Raw genomic sequence first — 16,768 nt, 5'->3', positions numbered from 1 at the left:
TCGCGGGCAGGTCAGCGGGAGGCCAGGGCGCTCCTCGCGTGCGGGCGGCGGAAGAGCTGTGAGCGGCCGAGCGCCCTGAACGCGGCGCGGGCGACCGCACGGCCGGGGCCGGCGGCGGGCAGCGGGAAGCCGACCGAGATCGCCATGCCGGGCTCGACCCGCTCCACCTTGGTCGCGCGGGCCTTGCGCGGGCCGTCCACGCCGAGCACGACGTCGCTCCAGGGCACGCCGGAGCCGTTCTCCAGGGTGACCACGAGCTCGTCGCCGACGACCTCGCTGCGCAGCCCGTACGGGATGCGCGGGTCGTCCCCGATCTCGGCGTCGAGCGTGGCCGCGAGCTCGGCGGCCAGCTCGGGGCGGGCGGCGGCGAGGTCGTGCCGCTCCCCCGGGTCGGCGGTCAGGTCGTACAGCTCGACGCGCTCCGGCCGGGTCCCGGAGGCGTCCGGGGCGATGCGCACGGCCTTCCACCGGCCGCGGCGGATGGCCTGCGCCTTCCCCGGCCGGTTCCAGACGAGGTGCTTGTGCCGGGGCGCGCTCGCGCCGGTGAGCAGGCCGCGGAAGGAGACGCCGTCGAGCCGGGCGGGCACCGGCACCCCGGCGAGGTCGGCCAGCGTCGGCATCAGGTCCCAGCCCGCCACGGGCTGGCGGACGACCCGGGGCCGCAGGGCGGGCGACCAGGCGATCATCGGGACGCGGAGGCCGCCCTCGTACATCGCGCGCTTGCCGGACCGGTAGGGGCCGTTGGCGTCGAACAGGTCGGGCGTCACGCCCTGCTCGTGGTGCGGGCCGTTGTCGCTGAGGAACAGCACCAGCGTGCGCCCGGCCAGCCCGTTGTCGCGCAGCGCGCCCGTCAGCGCGGCGACGTCCCGGTCCAGGCGGGTGATCTGGGCGGCGTGCCGGCGGTTGGCGTCGCTCCAGGGGCGGCTCTCGTAAGGGCCGGCGTCGCCGGGGACCGCGCTCGGCGCGTGCGGCAGGTTCGTCGGGTAGTAGAGCAGGAACGGCTCGTCGCGGTGCTGCTCGATGTAGCTGACGGCGCGCCGACGGAACAGGTCGGGCGCGTACTGCCGGCCGTCGAGGCCGACCTTCTCGTCGTTGTGCCAGAGGTACTTCGGGAAGTACTGGTGGGCGTGCTTGTGGCCGATGTAGCCGTAGAACTCCTCGAAGCCGCGCTCGTTGGGGTGCGAGGGCTGCCCGGCGCGGTCGGGGCCGAAGCCCCACTTGCCGATGCAGGCGGTGCGGTAGCCGGACAGGTTGAGCAGCTCGCCGAAGGTGAGGTCGGCGGCGGTGAGCGCGTGCTGGGGGCCGCCTCCGGGGTTCTCGCGTACGGTGCCGTGCCCGGCGTGCAGCCCGGTGAGCAGCGCGCAGCGGGAGGGGGCGCAGATAGGGGCGCCCGCGTAGGCGTCGGTGAAACGCACGCCCTCGGCCGCCATCCGGTCCAGGTTGGGCGTCCTGATCAGGCGCTGGCCGTAACTGCCGAGCTCTCCCCATCCCAGGTCGTCGGCGAGGATGACGAGGATGTTGGGACGGAAGGGTAAGCCGCCCCTGGCCGTCGCGGAGGCGGGCGACGACGGGGAAGCGGCGAGGCCGGCGAGGGTTCCGGCGAAGAGAGCGCGGCGGGAGGGCCCGTTGATCACGACGGGACCATATCGGACGTCGCGGCCCGCCGCCCACCGTTACCCGCGCTTGACCGCCCTCGGGTGCACCACCGCGTACGTGTCGCGCAGCGCCGCCATCGACTTGTCGTAGGACGCCTGGGCGACCCCGGTGAACAGGCAGTCCACCACCATGAGCTGGGCGATGCGGCTGCCGAGCGCCCCGGAGCGGAACGCGGTCTCGCGGGCGGCCGTGGTGAGGGTCACATCGGCCGCGCGGGCCAGCGGCGAGTCCAGGAAGTTCGTGATCGCGACCGTGGCCGCGCCGGACCTGCGGGCGATGGCCAGGAACTCGGCGGTGTCCACGGTGGCGCCGCTGTGCGAGACCGCCACCGCCACGCAGGTGCCGTCCAGGGTGGCGGCCGAGGTCCACGCGGAGTGGGCGTCGTGCCAGTTGATCGCGGTGCGGCCGATGCGGGAGAGCTTCTGCTGCAGGTCGAGGCCCACCAGGGCGCTCGCGCCGACGCCGAAGGTGTCGATGCGGCGGGCGGCACCGATCACCTCGACCGCGCGGGCCAGGGCGTCCAGGTCGAGGGAGCGGGCGGTGTCGGCGATGGACAGCGTCTCGTTCATGGCGACCTTGGAGACGATGCCGGCCAGGCTGTCGTTGCGGTCGATGTCGCCGGGCGCCTCGGCGAGGCCGGAGGTGGCCAGCTCCTCTCTGGCCAGCGCCCTGGTCAGGTCGATGGTGAAGTCCTTGTAGTGGGCGTAGCCCATCCGCCGGTAGAAGCGGACGACCGAGGTGGTCGAGGTGGCGCAGCGGGCGGCGAGGTCGGCGATCGACAGGTTCGCCGCGGCGGGGTCGGCGGCGAACGCCTCGGCGATGCGCCGCTCGGACGGGCGCAGGCCGGGCATGGCCGCGCGGATGCGGATCAGCAAGGTGCCGGCGTCCTCGGCCATCGTCAACCATCCCGGTCAGGAAAAGAAAATACCCTGGTGGTAGGGTCTCGGTAATTTTATAACCCAATCCCCTGAGGAGGCCACAATGCCCCGTGGCGCGCTTTCCGCGGCCGCCCTCGCCGCGACCCTGTCCCTTGCCCTCGCCAGTTGCTCGTCCTCCTCCGGGTCCGACTCCTCCGGGCCCGCCCCTGGCGCCGAGGGCACGGGTGGCGGCAAGCCGCTGGTGGTCGGCGTGACCTCCGACCCGGACACCTTGTTCCCCTGGAAGGCCACCCAGTTCCAGGCCGTCAACGTGCTGCAGAACCTGTACGGCACGCTGACCGAGTTCGACAAGGACCTCAACGTGGTCCCCGGGCTCGCCGAGTCGTGGGAGGCCTCCGAGGACGGGAAGACCCTGACGCTCAAGCTGCGCCAGGGCGTCACCTTCGCCGACGGCAGCGCCTTCGACTCCGCCGACGTCAAGTCCTCCCTTGACAAGATCATGGACGAGAAGACCGCGGCCGTGGCCCGCGCCTCCCTGTCGTCGGTGAAGTCCGTCGAGGCGCCCGACGCGAACACGGTGGTGCTCAAGCTGTCCACCCCGGACGCCGCGCTGCCCGCCAACCTGGCCACGGTGAACATGGCGATGCTCTCCTCCGACGACACCGAGGAGAAGCTGTCGGCCACCCCCAACGGGACCGGTCCCTTCAAGCTGGGCAAGCGGGTGCCGAGCCAGTCGATCACGCTGACCAGGAACGACGCGTACTGGGGCGCGGAGAAGGCGAAGTCGCCGGCGGTCGAGTTCCGGGTGATCCCCGACGAGTCGTCCATCGTCTCGGCCATGCAGTCGGGCAACGTGCAGCTCGCCGTCTTCAACGACCCGCTGGTGGCGCAGACCGCCGAGGGCGGCGGCACGGTCACCGTCGCCAAGACGCCGCAGCTCAACTACCACGCGCTCCAGCTCAACGCGCGCCGCGGCGAGCTCGGCGACGTCAACGTGCGCCTGGCCGTGCAGTGCGCGATCGACCGCAAGCAGGTGCTCGACACCGCCGCGCTGGGCGAGGGCGAGGTGACCGGCCCCAACACCGCGCCGGCCTTCAAGTCGGACCCGAACAAGCGGCCCTGCCCCGCCCGCGACCTGGCCAAGGCCGCCGACTACCTCGCCAAGGCCGGCAAGTCCGGCGGGGTGACCATCAAGACCATCGTCTCCCAGGGCGAGTACGCCACCTCCGTCAACGAGGCCCAGAACCTCAAGGCCCAGCTCGCCGAGGCCAAGATCAACCTCGACCTGGAGGTGCTGGAGTCCGGCGCGTTCGTGGACCGCTGGGTGGCCGCCGACTTCGACGCGGCCGTGGCGCTCAATGGCGGCCGTCCCGACCCCGACGGCTCCTACGGCCGCTACTTCACCAGCGACGGCAACCTCAACAAGGTCGCCGGCTACAGCTCCGACAAGCTGGACAAGCTGTTCGCCGAGGGCAAGGCGACCACCGACCAGGCCGCCCGCAAGGCGATCTACGACCAGGTGGCCGCCGAGCTGGAGGACAACGCGGCCTGGATCTGGCTGTTCTCCGGCTACACCTACACGGCGACGACCTCGGGCGTGCAGGGCTTCACGCCGATGGCCAACGGCTCGCTCCAGTCGCTGCGTGCCACGTCCGTCTCCTGACATGAGAGCGTTCCTCCGCAACCGGGTCGTCCGTCGGGCGGCGGGCACGGCAGGCACCCTGTTCGGGGTGGCGGTGTTCGTGTTCGTCATGCTCCGGGCGATCCCCGGCAACCAGATCACCGCGGGCCTCGGCACCGAGGCCGCCGCGCTCACCCCGGCCCAGCAGGCGGCGCTGGAGCGCTACTACGGGCTCGACCAGCCCCTGGTCACGCAGTTCTTCGCCTGGCTCGGCAACATGTTCACCGGCAACTTCGGCTACTCTGCCCGCAACCAGCAGAGCGTCCTCGACCTCACGCTGCGCTCGCTGCCGGTGACGGCCGAGCTGGCGGTGCTGTCGATCGTGCTGGCGCTGCTCATCGGGGTGCCGCTCGGCATGCTGGCCGCCTCCCGCCCGAACGCGGCGCGGGACGCGCTCGGGCAGGTCGTGAGCCTCGCCGGGCTGTCGATCCCGGCGTTCCTGCTGGCCACCACGCTGCTGTCGGTGTTCGCCGCCTCGTTCGGCTTCAACCCCAACGGGCAGGGCTTCGCGACGCTGGCCGAGGACCCGCTGCTCAACCTGCGGCAGATGGTCCTGCCCGCGCTCGTGCTGGGCTTCGGCATCGCCGCGCCGATCCTGCGCACCACCCGGGCGGCGGTGCTGGAGGTGCGCTCGGAGGACTTCGTCCGCACCGCCCGCGCCAAGGGCGTGCCGGAGCGGCGGCTGCAGGTCAGGCACGTGCTCGGCAACGCGCTCGTGCCCATCGTCACCATGACCGGCCTGCAGTTCGGCTACCTGCTCGGCGGCGCGGTCGTGGTCGAGCAGATCTTCTCCGTGCCCGGCATCGGACGGCAGGTGCTGCTCGGCATCCAGCAGAAGGAGTACGCGGTGGTGCAGAGCACGGTGCTGGTGATCGCGCTGGCGTTCGTGCTGGTGAACCTGCTGACCGACGTGCTCTACCGGGTGATCGACCCGCGGGTGAGGGCGTCGTGAGCGCGCTGCGCAGGAGCCCCGCCGCGGTGTCGGGCACAGTGATCCTGGTGCTGCTGGCCGTGGTGGCGGCGCTGTCGTTCCTCGGGCTGCTGCCCTACGACCCGATCGCGCAGAACCCGCCGGAGCGCTTCCTCGCGCCGTCGGGGTCGCACCTGTTCGGCACCGACCAGTTCGGCAGGGACGTGTTCTCCCGGGTGGCGGCCGGGGTCGGCAACTCGGCGCTCATCGCGGTCGTCGCGGTGGCGTTCGCGACCGTGGCCGGCACGCTCGGCGGCCTGGTGTCCGGCTTCTACCGGGGCCTCGCCGACGGCGCGATCGGCGGGGTGACGAACGTGCTGTTCGCGTTCCCGCCGCTGCTGCTGGCGCTGTCGCTGGCGTCGGTGCTGGAGCGCAACTGGTTCACCGTGGCGGTGGCCATCGCCATCGTGTACGTGCCGATCTTCATCCGCGTCACCCGCGGCCCCGTGCTGTCGCTCAGGGAGATCGAGTACGTCAGGGCCGCCGTCGCGACCGGCCAGAGCCGCGCGCAGATCATGTTCCGGCACGTCCTCCCCAACATCACCTCGATCATCGTCATCCAGGTCGCCCTGTCGTTGTCCTGGGCGGTGCTGACCGAGGCGTCGCTGAGCTTCCTGGGGCTCGGCACGCCACCGCCCGCGCCGTCGCTCGGCTCGATGATCTTCGAGGCGCGCAGCCTGGTGTTCGTGGCCCCGTGGACGCTGATCGCGCCGGGCGCGGTCGTCGTGCTGCTCGTGGTGGGGCTGAACCTGCTGGGCGACGGCCTGCGTGACACACTCGACCCGCGAAACCGAGGCAAGCGGTGAATCTCACGAATCTGACCACAGAAGCGGCCGACCCCCGCTTCTCCGGCATCGACACGATGAGCGTGGCGGAGCTCGCCGCGACCATGAACGCGGCCGACGCCACCGTCCCCGCCGCCGTGGCGGGAGCGCTGCCCCAGATCGTCGCGGCCATCGAGGCCACGGCCGAGCGCATGCAGCGCGGCGGGCGGCTGATCTACGTGGGGGCGGGCACGCCGGGGCGGCTCGGCGTGCTGGACGCCTCCGAGTGTCCGCCGACCTTCGGGACGCCGCCCGACCAGGTGTTCGCGATCATCGCGGGCGGACCGCGGGCGATCGTCGCGCCCTGCGAGGGCGCCGAGGACGACGAGCAGGCCGGCGCCGCCGCCATCGACGGCGCCGGTGTCGGGCCGCTCGACACCGTCGTGGGCATCGCCTCCAGCGGGCGGACGCCGTACGTGGTGGCCGCGGTGCGGCGGGCGGCCGAGCGCGGCGCGCTGACCGTGGGCCTGGCCTGCAACACCGGGACGCCGCTCGGCGCGGCGGCCGCGTACGCCGTCGAGGTGCCGGTCGGGCCCGAGGTGATCAGCGGCTCGACCCGGCTCAAGGCGGGCACGGCGCAGAAGCTCGTGCTCAACATGTTCTCGACCATCGTCATGGTGCGGCTCGGCAAGACGTACGGGAACCTGATGGTGGACGTACGGCCGAGCAACGGCAAGCTGCGCGAGCGGGCCGTGCGCATCGTGCGCGCGATCACCGGGGCCGGGCGCGCCGAGGCGCTGTCCGCGCTGCGGCAGAACGGCTTCAACGTCAAGCAGGCGGTCGTCGCCTCGCGGTTCGACCTGACGCCCCAGGAGGCCGCGGCGCGGCTGGCCGGGGCCGGCGGGCGGCTGCGTACGGCTCTGGGGGAGCGGGCATGAGGATTCTCGGGATGATCTCCGGCACCTCGCACGACGGCATCGACGTGGCCGTCGTCGACTTCACGCCGGAGGGTGAGGTGCTGCGCGGCCGGGTCGGGCACACGGCGAGCACGCCGTACCCGGCGGAGCTGCGGGCGCGGCTGCTCGCGGCGCTGCCGCCCGCGCCCGTGACGCTGGCGGAGGTGTGCGTGCTGGACACGCTCATCGGTCAGTGCTTCGCCGAGGCCGCGGCGGCGGCGATCGAGGCGGGCGGGCCGGTCGATCTGATCGTCTCGCACGGGCAGACGGTGTTCCACTGGGTGGAGGGGGCGCACGCGCGCGGCACCCTGCAGATCGGACAGCCGGCGTGGATCGCCGAGCGGACCGGCGTGCCGGTGCTGTCGGACGTGCGCATCCGCGACATCACCGCGGGCGGGCACGGCGCGCCGCTGGTGTCGGTGCTGGACGGGCTGCTGCTCGGCGGCCTGGAGGACGGCGCCGCTGCGCTCAACCTGGGCGGCATCTCGAACATGACCGTGCTGCGCGACGGCCGGCTGTCCGCCTACGACATCGGCCCGGCGAACGCGCTCATCGACGCCGTGGTGACCGCCCGCGGCCTGGACCCCCGGGGCTACGACGCCGGCGGCGCGATCGCGGCCTCCGGGCGGGTGCACCCCGGCCTGCTGGCGGCGCTGCTGGACGAGCCCTACTACCGGCTGGCCCCGCCGAAGAGCACCGGCAAGGAGCTGTTCCACCTGGGCTACGTGGAGGCCGCCCTGGCGGGCCTGCCGGACGATGACGTGAGTGACGCCGACCTGGTGGCGACGCTCACCGAGCTGACCGTGCGGACCGTGGCCGCCGACGTGCGGGCCGCAGGGGTGGCGACGCTGGTGGTCTCCGGCGGCGGCTGCCGCAACCCGGTCGTCATGGACGGCCTGCGCGCGGCCCTGCCCGGCGTGCGGGTGTCGGTGTCGGACGCCTACGGGGCGCCCGCCGACGACAAGGAGGCCATCGCGTTCGCGCTGATCGGCTGGCTGAGCCTCCATGGCCTGCCCGGCACGGTGCCCGGCGGGACGGGCGCGTCCGCGCCGCGCGTCCTCGGCACGCTGACCCCCGGCGCGGGACCGCTGGCGCTGCCCGCGCCGGTCACGGTGCCACCCCGCTCGCTGGTGCTGGACCGATGAGCGCGGATCCGGCCGTCGCCGAGCGGCCGCCCGAGCCGCCGCCCGGACTGATCACCGCCGCGCGCACGCCGTGGTTCGACCTCGACGAGTGCACCGGCCACCGCACCGTGCGCCAGGAGGGCGGGGCGCTGGCCGGCGAGGCCCCGATGACGCCGGACACCCATCACGACCTCGCCTCGGTCACCAAGGTCGTGGCGACCACGACGGCGCTCATCCGGCTGGTGTCGGAGCGGCTCGTGGACCTGGACGCGCCGCTGAGCGCGTACCTGCCGCACTCGTACGAGGCCATCACCGTACGGGACCTGCTGCTGCACCGGGGCGGCCTGTGGGAGTGGTGGCCGCTGTACGTGCGGGCCGACCTGCCGCCGCCCCGCTACCGGCCCGGCCGTGCCCGGCACTACTCCGACCTCGGCTTCATCCTGCTCGGCCGGATCGTCTCGGCCGTGACCGGGCTGCGGCTGGACCGGGCCGTGGCCGAGCTGGTGACCAGGCCGCTCGGCCTGACCCGCACCACCTACGCCCGCCCCACGGGCACCGAGGTCGCCATGAGCGCGCTCGACGACCGGGTGGAGATGACCATGCTCGACACCGGCCGCCCGTACCCGGTCCCCTACCGCAGCGCCGACTTCGCCGGCTGGCGGCGCGGGCCGGTGCTGGGCGAGCCGGCCGACGGCAACGCCTTCCACGCCCTCGACGGCGTCGCCGGGCACGCGGGGCTCTTCTCGACCGTGCCCGACCTGCTGCGCTACTGCCTGGCGATGTCCCGGTACGAGGAGCACGACCGTCTGTGGCGGCCGGAGACGGTCCGCGAGTTCTTCGCCCCCGGCCCCGACCCCGAGCAGGCGCTCGGCTTCCGCCGCTACGCCCTCGACCTGGGCGGCGAGAGCGTGACCGTGCTCGGCCACCCCGGGTACGTCGGCTGCGCGATCGGCTTCGTCCCCGGCCGGGACGTGGCCCTGGTCGTGGCGAGCAACCGCCTGCTCGTCACGGGCGTGCCGACGCCGACCGACGACCTCTGGCACGGCCTGCTGCAGGCCGTCACGCGACAGACGAGGAACGCATGACCCCGCTCCTGGAGATCCGCGGCCTGTCGGTCGCCTTCCGCACCCGCAAGCAGGACGTCACCGCCGTACGGAACGTCTCGATGGACATCCTGCCCGGCCAGACCGTCGCGGTCGTCGGCGAGTCGGGCTCGGGCAAGTCCACCACGGCCGCCGCGATCAACCGGCTCCTGCCCGACAACGGCCGCATCACCGCCGGGGAGATCCTGTTCGAGGGGCGCGACCTGGCGCGGGCGAGCCGCAGGGAGATGACCGCGATCCGCGGCGCGGGCATCGGCCTGGTCCCCCAGGACCCCATGTCGAACCTCAACCCGCTCATGCGGGTCGGCGACCAGATCGCCGAGGCCCTGGAGGTGCACGGCGCGGCCACCGGCAGGGCGGCCCGCGCGCGGGTGCTGGAGCTGCTGGACCTGGTCGGCATCCCCGATCCGGAGCGGCGGATCGGGCAGTACCCGCACGAGTTCTCCGGCGGCATGCGCCAGCGGGCGCTGATCGCCATGGGGCTGGCCTGCCGGCCGCGGCTGCTCATCGCCGACGAGCCCACCTCAGCGCTGGACGTGACCGTGCAGCGGCGCATCCTGGACCAGCTCGCCGCGCTCACCGCGGAGATGGGCACGGCGGTGCTGCTCATCACGCACGACCTGGCGCTCGCGGCCGAGCGGGCGGACGTGGTGGCCGTCATGTACCAGGGCGAGATCGTGGAGACGGGCCCGGCGGCCGAGATCCTGGCCGCGCCCGGTCACGACTACACCAGGCGGCTGCTGGGGGCGGCGCCGAGCCTGTCGTCGGTACGCGTGGCCGAGCCTGCGGGACCGCCGCCGGAGGACCTGGTCGTGGTCGAGGGGCTGCGCAAGGTCTTCCCGCTGCGCGGCACGGACGAGGAACTGGTCGCGGTGGACGACGTGTCCTTCCGGATCCCGCGCGGGCGTACCGTCGCGATCGTCGGCGAGTCGGGCTCGGGCAAGTCCACGACCGCCAACCTGGTGCTCGGGCTGGAGGCGGTCACCGCCGGCGGCATCCGGTTCGACGGCACCGACCTGGCCGGGCTGGGGCGGCGCGAGCTGTTCGCCTTCCGCCGCCGGGTGCAGCCGGTCTTCCAGAACCCGTACGCCTCGCTCGACCCCCGCTACACCGTCGAGAAGTCGATCACCGAGCCGCTGCGCGTGCACGGCGTCGGCACCGCGGCCGAGCGCCGCAAGGCCGCCGCCGCCCTGCTGGAGCAGGTGTCGCTGCCGGCGTCGATGGGCGAGCGGCTGCCGCACGAGCTGTCCGGCGGCCAGCGCCAGCGGGTGGCCATCGCGCGGGCCCTCGCCCTGTCGCCCGAACTGGTGGTGCTCGACGAGGCGGTCTCCGCGCTCGACGTGCTGGTCCAGGCGCAGATCCTGGAGCTGCTCGGCGAGCTGCAGCGCGAGCTGGGCCTCAGCTACCTGTTCATCAGCCACGACCTGGCGGTGGTCCGGATGATCTCGCACCAGGTGCACGTGATGCGGCGCGGCCGGATCGTGGAGAGCGGCACGACGGAGGAGATCTTCGACCGGCCGGCCGACGGCTACACCCGGGAGTTGCTGGCCGCCATCCCCGGGGGGACAGAGTAGGAGGGTGAAGATCCTCCTTGTGCAGCCGCCGCGCTACTCCCCCGACGGCCACGCCAACTTCGACGCCGTCGAGGCGCTGGTCACCCCCCGCTCCGCCGAGCTGATGATCCTGCCCGAGCTGGCCGGCGCGTCCCTTCCGCGCGCCGACTATTTAGCGCGGGTGCGCGAGCTGGCCAGGGGCTCGGGGATGGCGGTGGTCGGCGGCTCCCACTACGACGACTCCGGTCCCGGCGGGCGGGTCAACCGGGGCGCGGCGGCCGGCGCGGACGGCACGCTGCTCGCCGAGTACGACAAGGCCCACCCCTACGGGCTGGAGCTGCGCTCCGGCGTCGTCCCCGGCCGTCCCGGCGGCGGCTTCGAGCTGCACGGCCGCCGCCTGCACGTGCTGCTCTGCGCCGACCTGTGGTACTCGGCCAGCCTGGCGGGCGCGGACGGCCCGGACGCCGTGCTGGTGCCCGCCTTCTCGGTGACCCGCTGGGACGGCCCCGCCCCCGCCCGGCAGCTCTGGCAGCACATGAGCGTGGCTCGCGCGTACGAGTTCATGACGTACGTGGCCGTGAGCGACTGGCACCACGAGACCACCTACCACGGGCATCCGTGCGCGGGCGTGACCGGCCTCGCCAACCCCTGCCCGCACACCCACACCGGCTTCTTCACCGGGCCGCCCGACGACGCCGTCTCCGTCCACGAGCTGGACTTCGGCCGCCTGGACGCCTTCCGCCGCGACCGGTCAGAGCGCGGCTTCCGTTAGGGCTTACCGCCAATAGTTGAAAGGCGTACGGTTGACGTATGGCTGAGACCCCCGATCAGGTGCACTGGCGCGGCGTGCACCATCTCGCCCTGGTGACCGCGGACATGGACGCCACCGTGCGCTTCTGGCACGGCGTGCTCGGCGCCCGCCTCGTCGCCACCCTGGCCGTCCCCGCGTTCAAGCACTACTTCTTCGACGTCGCGCCCGGCAACACGGTCGCCTTCTTCGAGTACGCCGACCAGCCGCTCGACAGCTTCGCCAAGCCCGCGGGCGTCCCGTACGCGCGCGCGGCCCAGTTCGACCACCTGTCACTGCACCTGCCGGACGAGGAGGCGCTGCACCGCATGCGCGACCGGCTGAAGGCGCACGGCTGCGAGGTCACCGACGTCATCGACCACGGTTTCCTGCGCTCGATCTACTTCAGCGACCCCAACGGCATCGCCCTGGAAGCGTCCTGGTGGACGCTCGACCCGACCGGCCGCCCGGCCGACCACGCCGACGAGCGGCTGTTCGCCGACCCCGACCCGGTGCCTGCCGTCCGCGAGCTGCGCGAGGAGGGCCGGCTGCGCCACACGGTCGCCACCCGGCTGGTCGACGGCGTCATCGAGGACCTGCGCCGCGAGGGCATCACGCTGGAGCGCTGAACGGGACGGGCACCCCCGGAGCGCGGTCCAGGGGTGCCCGGTCTGCCCGGCCGTCAGGCGCAGGTGTAGGTGGAGGGGGTCTGCGTGTTCCCGCTCGGGCGGCTCACCTGGAAGCCGAACGAGGTGCCGGCGTTCGGGGCCAGGTTGCCGTTGTAGGCGGCGTTCTTCGCGGTCACGGTCTGGCCGCTCACCGTCAGGGTGGCGTTCCACGAGCCGACCAGGGTGTGCCCGGCGGGCAGGGTGAAGGTGACGGTCCAGCCGGTGATGGCGGAGGTGCCGGTGTTGGTGACGGTCACGGGCTGGATCACGTAGCCGCCGCTCCACTGGGTCTGCACGGTCCCGGTGGCGGTGCAGCCGCCGCCCCCGCCCGGCCCGGCCTGGGTGGTGAACGTGGCGAGCGCGGAGTTGCCGGACAGGTTGCCCGCGCCGTCCCTGGCGCGCACGTACACCTGGTACTGCGTGCTGGGGCTCAGCCCGGTCAGCGTGATCGAGGCGGTGGTGCTCTGGCCGAGCAGCGTGTCGGTGGCGCCCTGCTCGCGGTAGACGTTATAGCCGGCCAGGCCGCTGCCGCCGGTGTCGGTGGAGGCGCTCCAGGTCAGCGCGGCGGAGTTTGAGGTGACCGTGCCGACCGTCGGCGTGCCCGGGGTGCTCGGGGGGGTGGTGTCGCCGCTCGTGCCGCCCGCCAGCGCGTCGTGCACGGCCGTGTACGCCGGCTTCTGCTGGTAGTTGGCGTCGTACGGCAGCGCGAAGCCCTCGTTGGGGAAGGTGTCGGGCACCCAGGAGTGCTTGTCGGTGAAGCCCCAGATGGTGACGCCGGCGCAGGCGGTCACCGCGAGGCAGGCGTTGACGACGTTGCGGTAGTAGGTGGCCTGGGTGGTGTCCTTGGAGCTGTCGCGCGGGATCTGCATGCGCACGTCCAGCTCGGTGACCCGGACCTGGACGCCGAGCGCGGCGAAGCGCTCCATGTTCTGCTGCATGTCGCTCGGGAAGCCGTACTGGATGGCGAGGTGGCTCTGCAGGCCCACGCAGTCGACGGGGACGCCCTGCTGGCGCAGCGACGAGACGAGGTTGTACATCGCGGTGCTCTTGGCGTTGATGCCCTCGACGTTGTAGTCGTTGATGCACAGCCGGGCGTCGGGGTCGGCGGCGCGGGCGGCGCGGAAGGCGTCGGCGACGAAGCTCTGGCCCAGGGTGTTGTACCAGAACGAGGAGCGCCAGCCGCCGTTCTCGTCGAAGACCTCGTTGACGACGTCCCAGGAGACCACGGCCGGGTTGTCGGCGTAGTGCCCGACGACCTGGGTGATGTGGTTCTGCATCGCCGAGCGCATGGCGCTGGCGCCGAGGCTCTGGACCCAGCCCGGCGTCTGCTGGTGCCAGACCAGGGTGTGGCCGTGGACCTGCTGGCTGTTCTGAGTGGCGAAGTTGACGATCTGGTCGGCGCCGCTGAAGGTGAACTGGCCCTGGTTGGGCTCGGTGGACTCCCACTTCATCGCGTTCTCGGCGGTGATCTGGTTGAACTCGGTGCCCGCGATGGTGCGGTAGGAGGTCTCACTGCCGAGCGGGCCGGTGGCGAGCGCCGTGCCGATGAACTTGCCCTTGGCCGCGGCGTGCGTGCGCAGCGGCGCGGACGCCTGGGCCGAGGTGGTGGGCAGCAGGAAGGCTGCGAAAATCCCCAGCAAGGTGAGGATTCTGACGAGCGCGGACGAAAGCACGGACATCGACCTCCGGGGGGGGCGGGCATTCGATCCGAAAGTTTTCGATCCCTCATGGATCGCATCGCAGACGGTATTGACATGCTCGTTGAGGGTCAATGCCACGACTCGCCGGACGCCAAAACAGCAGTTGGGAGCCTGAAAGTATCGGCAGAGTCATGAAAGTTTCATCAGACATGTAACTCTAGCGAAACGTACTGACCGGTCGGTACTGTGGCTTTTCCAGAATAATCGTCCACAGCGGGGAGCGTTCTGCAGATGACCCTTACGCACGCCCAGGTCCAGGCCCAGCTCACCGGCCCCGGCCAGCTCTTCGAGATGGAGGAGATAGGCGACACCGGGGTACGAACGTGGAAGCACGCACCCGCCCACTTCCGGGCGCTGCTGGAGATGAGCCGGTTCCACGGCGAGAAGGTCTTCCTCGTCTACGAGGACGAGCACATCACGTTCGAGGACCATTTCCGCCGTGCCGCGACACTGGCCAACCGCCTGATCGACGAGTACGGCGTGCGCAAGGGCGACCGCGTGGCCGTGGCCATGCGCAACTACCCGGAATGGGTGATCTCCTTCTCCGCCGTGCTCGCCGCCGGAGCCGTCGCCGTGCCGCTCAACGCCTGGTGGACCGAGAACGAGCTGGCCTACGGCGTGCGCGACTCCGGCGCGAAGGTGCTCATCGCCGACGGCGAGCGGGCCGAACGGCTGGCCTCCACCGGCGTGCCGATGATCGTCACCAGGGGCGAGGCCACCGGCGGGGCGCGGGCGTTCGCCGACGTCCTGGGCGAGGTCACGGCCGACGTGACGCTGCCCGAGGTCGAGCTGTCCCCCGAGGACCCGGCCACGATCTTCTACACCTCCGGCACCACCGGCAACCCCAAGGGCGCGCTCGGCAGCCACCGCAACATCGGCCAGTCCCCCATGACCGTCGCCTACGGCCTCATGCGCTCGGTGGCGCTGGCCGGCAAGGACCCGGCCGCGGCGACGGGGACCCGCCGGATCACGCTGCTGACCGTGCCGCTGTTCCACGTCACCGGCTGCTTCTCGGCCATGACCACGACGATGTTCAGCGGCGGCGGCCTGGTGCTCATGTACAAATGGGACGCCGGGCAGGCGCTGCGCCTCATCGAGCGGGAGAAGGTCAGCGCCATGATCGGCGTGCCGACCAACGCCTGGCAGCTCATGTCACACCCCGACTTCGACAAGCACGACCTGTCGTCCCTCTCCACGCTCGGCTACGGCGGCGCTCCCGCCCCGCCCAAGCTGCTGGAGCGCATCACCACCAACCTGCCCGACCGCGCGCCCTCCAACGGCTACGGCATGACCGAGACCAGCGCCCTCGCGATCGGCAACGGCGGCGCCGACTACCACGCCAAGCCGGACAGCATCGGCGTGCCCTCCCCCGTCGTGGACGTACGCGTCGTGGACCCGGCGGGCGAGCAGCTCGCCCCCGGCGAGGTCGGCGAGCTGTGCATCCGCGGCCCGAACGTCATCCTCGGCTACTGGAACAAGCCTGAGGCCACGGCCGAGACGTTCGTCGACGGGTGGGTGCACACCGGCGACCTCGCGAGGATCGACGAGGACGGCTTCGTCTACATCGTGGACCGCGCCAAGGACATGGTCATCCGCGGCGGCGAGAACGTCTACTGCGCCGAGGTCGAGGCCGCCCTGTTCGAGCACCCGGCGGTGGACGACGCCGCCGTGATCGGGGTGCCGCACGACGAGCTGGGCGAGGAGGTCGGCGCCGTCGTCCGGCTCGCGCCGGGCGCCTCGCTCACGGCGGATGAGCTGCGGGAGTTCCTGGCCGGGCGGCTCGCCAAGTTCAAGATCCCCGTGCACGTGTGGTTCCGCGAGGGCGAGCTGCCGCGCAACCCGGGCGGCAAGATCCTCAAGACGCACCTGCGCCGCGAGGTCCTCGGCACCCCCCAGTCCTGATCACCGCCGGCGCGGTCGCTCCGTGGGGGGCGGCCGCGCCTCCGTAAGTGAATTTCGCCGTCGTCTCCCCAGCTCAGCCCCCTTTTCCGCACCTTCGCTTACCTGACGCGTAATCGCGCCCCCTACCCCGTGGCTGACATCTTCGAGGTGTCACAAGGACAGCCACCTGTAGGAGGGCCCGATATGACCGCCGTTACCGTCACCGCCGATAAGGCCAGATTCCTGCGCCTCGCCCTGGCCGCCGACGCCGTCGTCACCGGCGGCAACGGCCTGGCCTACCTCGCCTTCGCCGGACCCGTCGCCGACCTGCTCGGCCCCGACGCGGGCCTGCTGCGCGGCATCGGCGCCTTCCTCCTGATCTACGGCATCGCCGTCGGACTGCTGGCCACCCGCCGCGACCTCGGACAGGCCGGCCCGCGGACCGTGATCGCCCTGAACGCCGCCTGGACCCTCGGCAGCCTCGCCGCCGTCGTGACCGGCGCCCTGGGCCTCACCACCGTCGGCGCGATCTGGGCGATCGCCCAGGCCGTCACCGTGGCCGCCTTCGCCGAGCTGCAGATCATGGGCCTGCGCAAGGCCCGCGTCAGCTGAACGAACAACCACTGAGGAGATGACGATCATCATGGACAACACCCTCGTCGAGCGCTACGTCGCCGCCTGGAACGAGACCGACGCCGAGGCCCGCGCCAAGGCCGTGGCCGCACTGTGGACCGAGGACGCCACCTACACCGACCCGCTGGCCGACGTGGCCGGGCACGACGGCATCGCCGCCGTGATCGCCGGCGCGCAGGGCATGTTCCCCGGCCTGGTGTTCACCCCGGGCGAGGTGTACGACGCCCACCACCACATCGCCCGCTTCACCTGGCACCTCGGCCCCGCGGACGGAGAGCCGGTCGCCGTCGGCTTCGACGTGGTGGAGCTGGCCGAGGACGGCAGGATCCGCCGGGTGCTGGGCTTCCTGGACCAGGTCCCGGCCGCCTGACCCGCGATCGACAGGGCCCCGGGGAACGCCCCCGGGGCCCTGTC

Annotated in this window: 15 protein-coding genes; 12 read left to right on the top strand and 3 right to left on the bottom strand. The window is 72.4% G+C overall.

Going from position 1 to position 16,768, the window contains the following annotated elements; all coding sequences use genetic code 11:
* Positions 1–11 precede the first annotated feature (11 nt).
* Both SMD20_RS04005 and SMD20_RS04000 read right to left on the bottom strand, forming a co-directional pair.
* On the bottom strand, positions 12–1,634 hold the full coding sequence (locus SMD20_RS04005; protein WP_329574928.1) for an arylsulfatase: 1,623 nt from the start codon (positions 1,632–1,634) through the stop codon (positions 12–14).
* Between the two features lie 39 nt (positions 1,635–1,673).
* On the bottom strand, positions 1,674–2,552 hold the full coding sequence (locus SMD20_RS04000) for a MurR/RpiR family transcriptional regulator (RefSeq protein ID WP_329574927.1): 879 nt from the start codon (positions 2,550–2,552) through the stop codon (positions 1,674–1,676).
* An 85-nt stretch (positions 2,553–2,637) separates the two neighbouring features.
* On the opposite strand from SMD20_RS04000, the gene SMD20_RS03995 reads away from it, so the two are divergent.
* From SMD20_RS03995 to SMD20_RS03955, 9 genes are read left to right on the top strand one after another with little or no spacing between them, the layout of a single operon-like run.
* Positions 2,638–4,197, top strand: a complete 1,560-nt coding sequence (locus SMD20_RS03995) for an ABC transporter substrate-binding protein (protein ID WP_329574924.1) — start codon at positions 2,638–2,640, stop codon at positions 4,195–4,197.
* Between the two features lies 1 nt (position 4,198).
* A complete protein-coding gene (locus SMD20_RS03990) occupies positions 4,199–5,167 on the top strand; it encodes an ABC transporter permease (RefSeq protein WP_329574922.1) in 969 nt (322 codons plus the stop codon).
* Entirely contained in the window at positions 5,164–5,991 is an 828-nt protein-coding gene (locus tag SMD20_RS03985; protein ID WP_329574920.1) for an ABC transporter permease, read from the top strand. Before SMD20_RS03990 ends, SMD20_RS03985 begins: the two co-directional genes overlap by 4 nt.
* A complete protein-coding gene (gene murQ / locus SMD20_RS03980; protein WP_329574918.1) occupies positions 5,988–6,887 on the top strand; it encodes an N-acetylmuramic acid 6-phosphate etherase in 900 nt (299 codons plus the stop codon). The genes SMD20_RS03985 and murQ overlap by 4 nt, the downstream gene beginning before the upstream one ends.
* A complete protein-coding gene (locus SMD20_RS03975; protein WP_329574916.1) occupies positions 6,884–8,050 on the top strand; it encodes an anhydro-N-acetylmuramic acid kinase in 1,167 nt (388 codons plus the stop codon). The genes murQ and SMD20_RS03975 overlap by 4 nt, the downstream gene beginning before the upstream one ends.
* A complete protein-coding gene (locus SMD20_RS03970) occupies positions 8,047–9,114 on the top strand; it encodes a serine hydrolase domain-containing protein (protein WP_329574914.1) in 1,068 nt (355 codons plus the stop codon). Before SMD20_RS03975 ends, SMD20_RS03970 begins: the two co-directional genes overlap by 4 nt.
* Positions 9,111–10,706, top strand: a complete 1,596-nt coding sequence (locus SMD20_RS03965; protein WP_329574912.1) for an ABC transporter ATP-binding protein — start codon at positions 9,111–9,113, stop codon at positions 10,704–10,706. Before SMD20_RS03970 ends, SMD20_RS03965 begins: the two co-directional genes overlap by 4 nt.
* A 4-nt stretch (positions 10,707–10,710) precedes the next feature.
* Positions 10,711–11,457, top strand: coding sequence for a carbon-nitrogen hydrolase family protein (locus SMD20_RS03960; RefSeq protein WP_329574911.1), 747 nt, complete (start codon positions 10,711–10,713; stop codon positions 11,455–11,457).
* Between the two features lie 38 nt (positions 11,458–11,495).
* The gene (locus tag SMD20_RS03955) at positions 11,496–12,101 is read left to right on the top strand and encodes a VOC family protein (protein WP_329574909.1); all 606 of its coding nucleotides are present in this window, start codon (positions 11,496–11,498) and stop codon (positions 12,099–12,101) included.
* A gap of 53 nt (positions 12,102–12,154) precedes the next feature.
* Here SMD20_RS03955 and SMD20_RS03950 read toward each other — a convergent pair whose 3' ends face one another.
* The gene (locus tag SMD20_RS03950; RefSeq protein WP_329574908.1) at positions 12,155–13,780 is read right to left on the bottom strand and encodes an endo-1,4-beta-xylanase; all 1,626 of its coding nucleotides are present in this window, start codon (positions 13,778–13,780) and stop codon (positions 12,155–12,157) included.
* A gap of 291 nt (positions 13,781–14,071) precedes the next feature.
* On the opposite strand from SMD20_RS03950, the gene SMD20_RS03945 reads away from it, so the two are divergent.
* The 3 genes from SMD20_RS03945 (at position 14,072) to SMD20_RS03935 (ending at position 16,724) form a co-directional block, all read left to right on the top strand.
* Complete coding sequence (locus tag SMD20_RS03945) at positions 14,072–15,742, top strand: class I adenylate-forming enzyme family protein (RefSeq protein ID WP_329574906.1); 1,671 nt, start codon at positions 14,072–14,074, stop codon at positions 15,740–15,742.
* A gap of 183 nt (positions 15,743–15,925) precedes the next feature.
* Positions 15,926–16,333, top strand: a complete 408-nt coding sequence (locus SMD20_RS03940; RefSeq protein ID WP_329574904.1) for a hypothetical protein — start codon at positions 15,926–15,928, stop codon at positions 16,331–16,333.
* Between the two features lie 19 nt (positions 16,334–16,352).
* The gene (locus SMD20_RS03935; RefSeq protein ID WP_329574902.1) at positions 16,353–16,724 is read left to right on the top strand and encodes a nuclear transport factor 2 family protein; all 372 of its coding nucleotides are present in this window, start codon (positions 16,353–16,355) and stop codon (positions 16,722–16,724) included.
* The last annotated feature ends 44 nt before the right edge of the window (positions 16,725–16,768 follow it).

Source organism: Nonomuraea sp. LP-02 (assembly GCF_036289125.1).
Lineage (GTDB): Bacteria > Actinomycetota > Actinomycetes > Streptosporangiales > Streptosporangiaceae > Nonomuraea > Nonomuraea bangladeshensis.
Note: the sequence above shows the minus strand (reverse complement) of the source record. Positions and strands in the feature narration are given on the sequence as shown.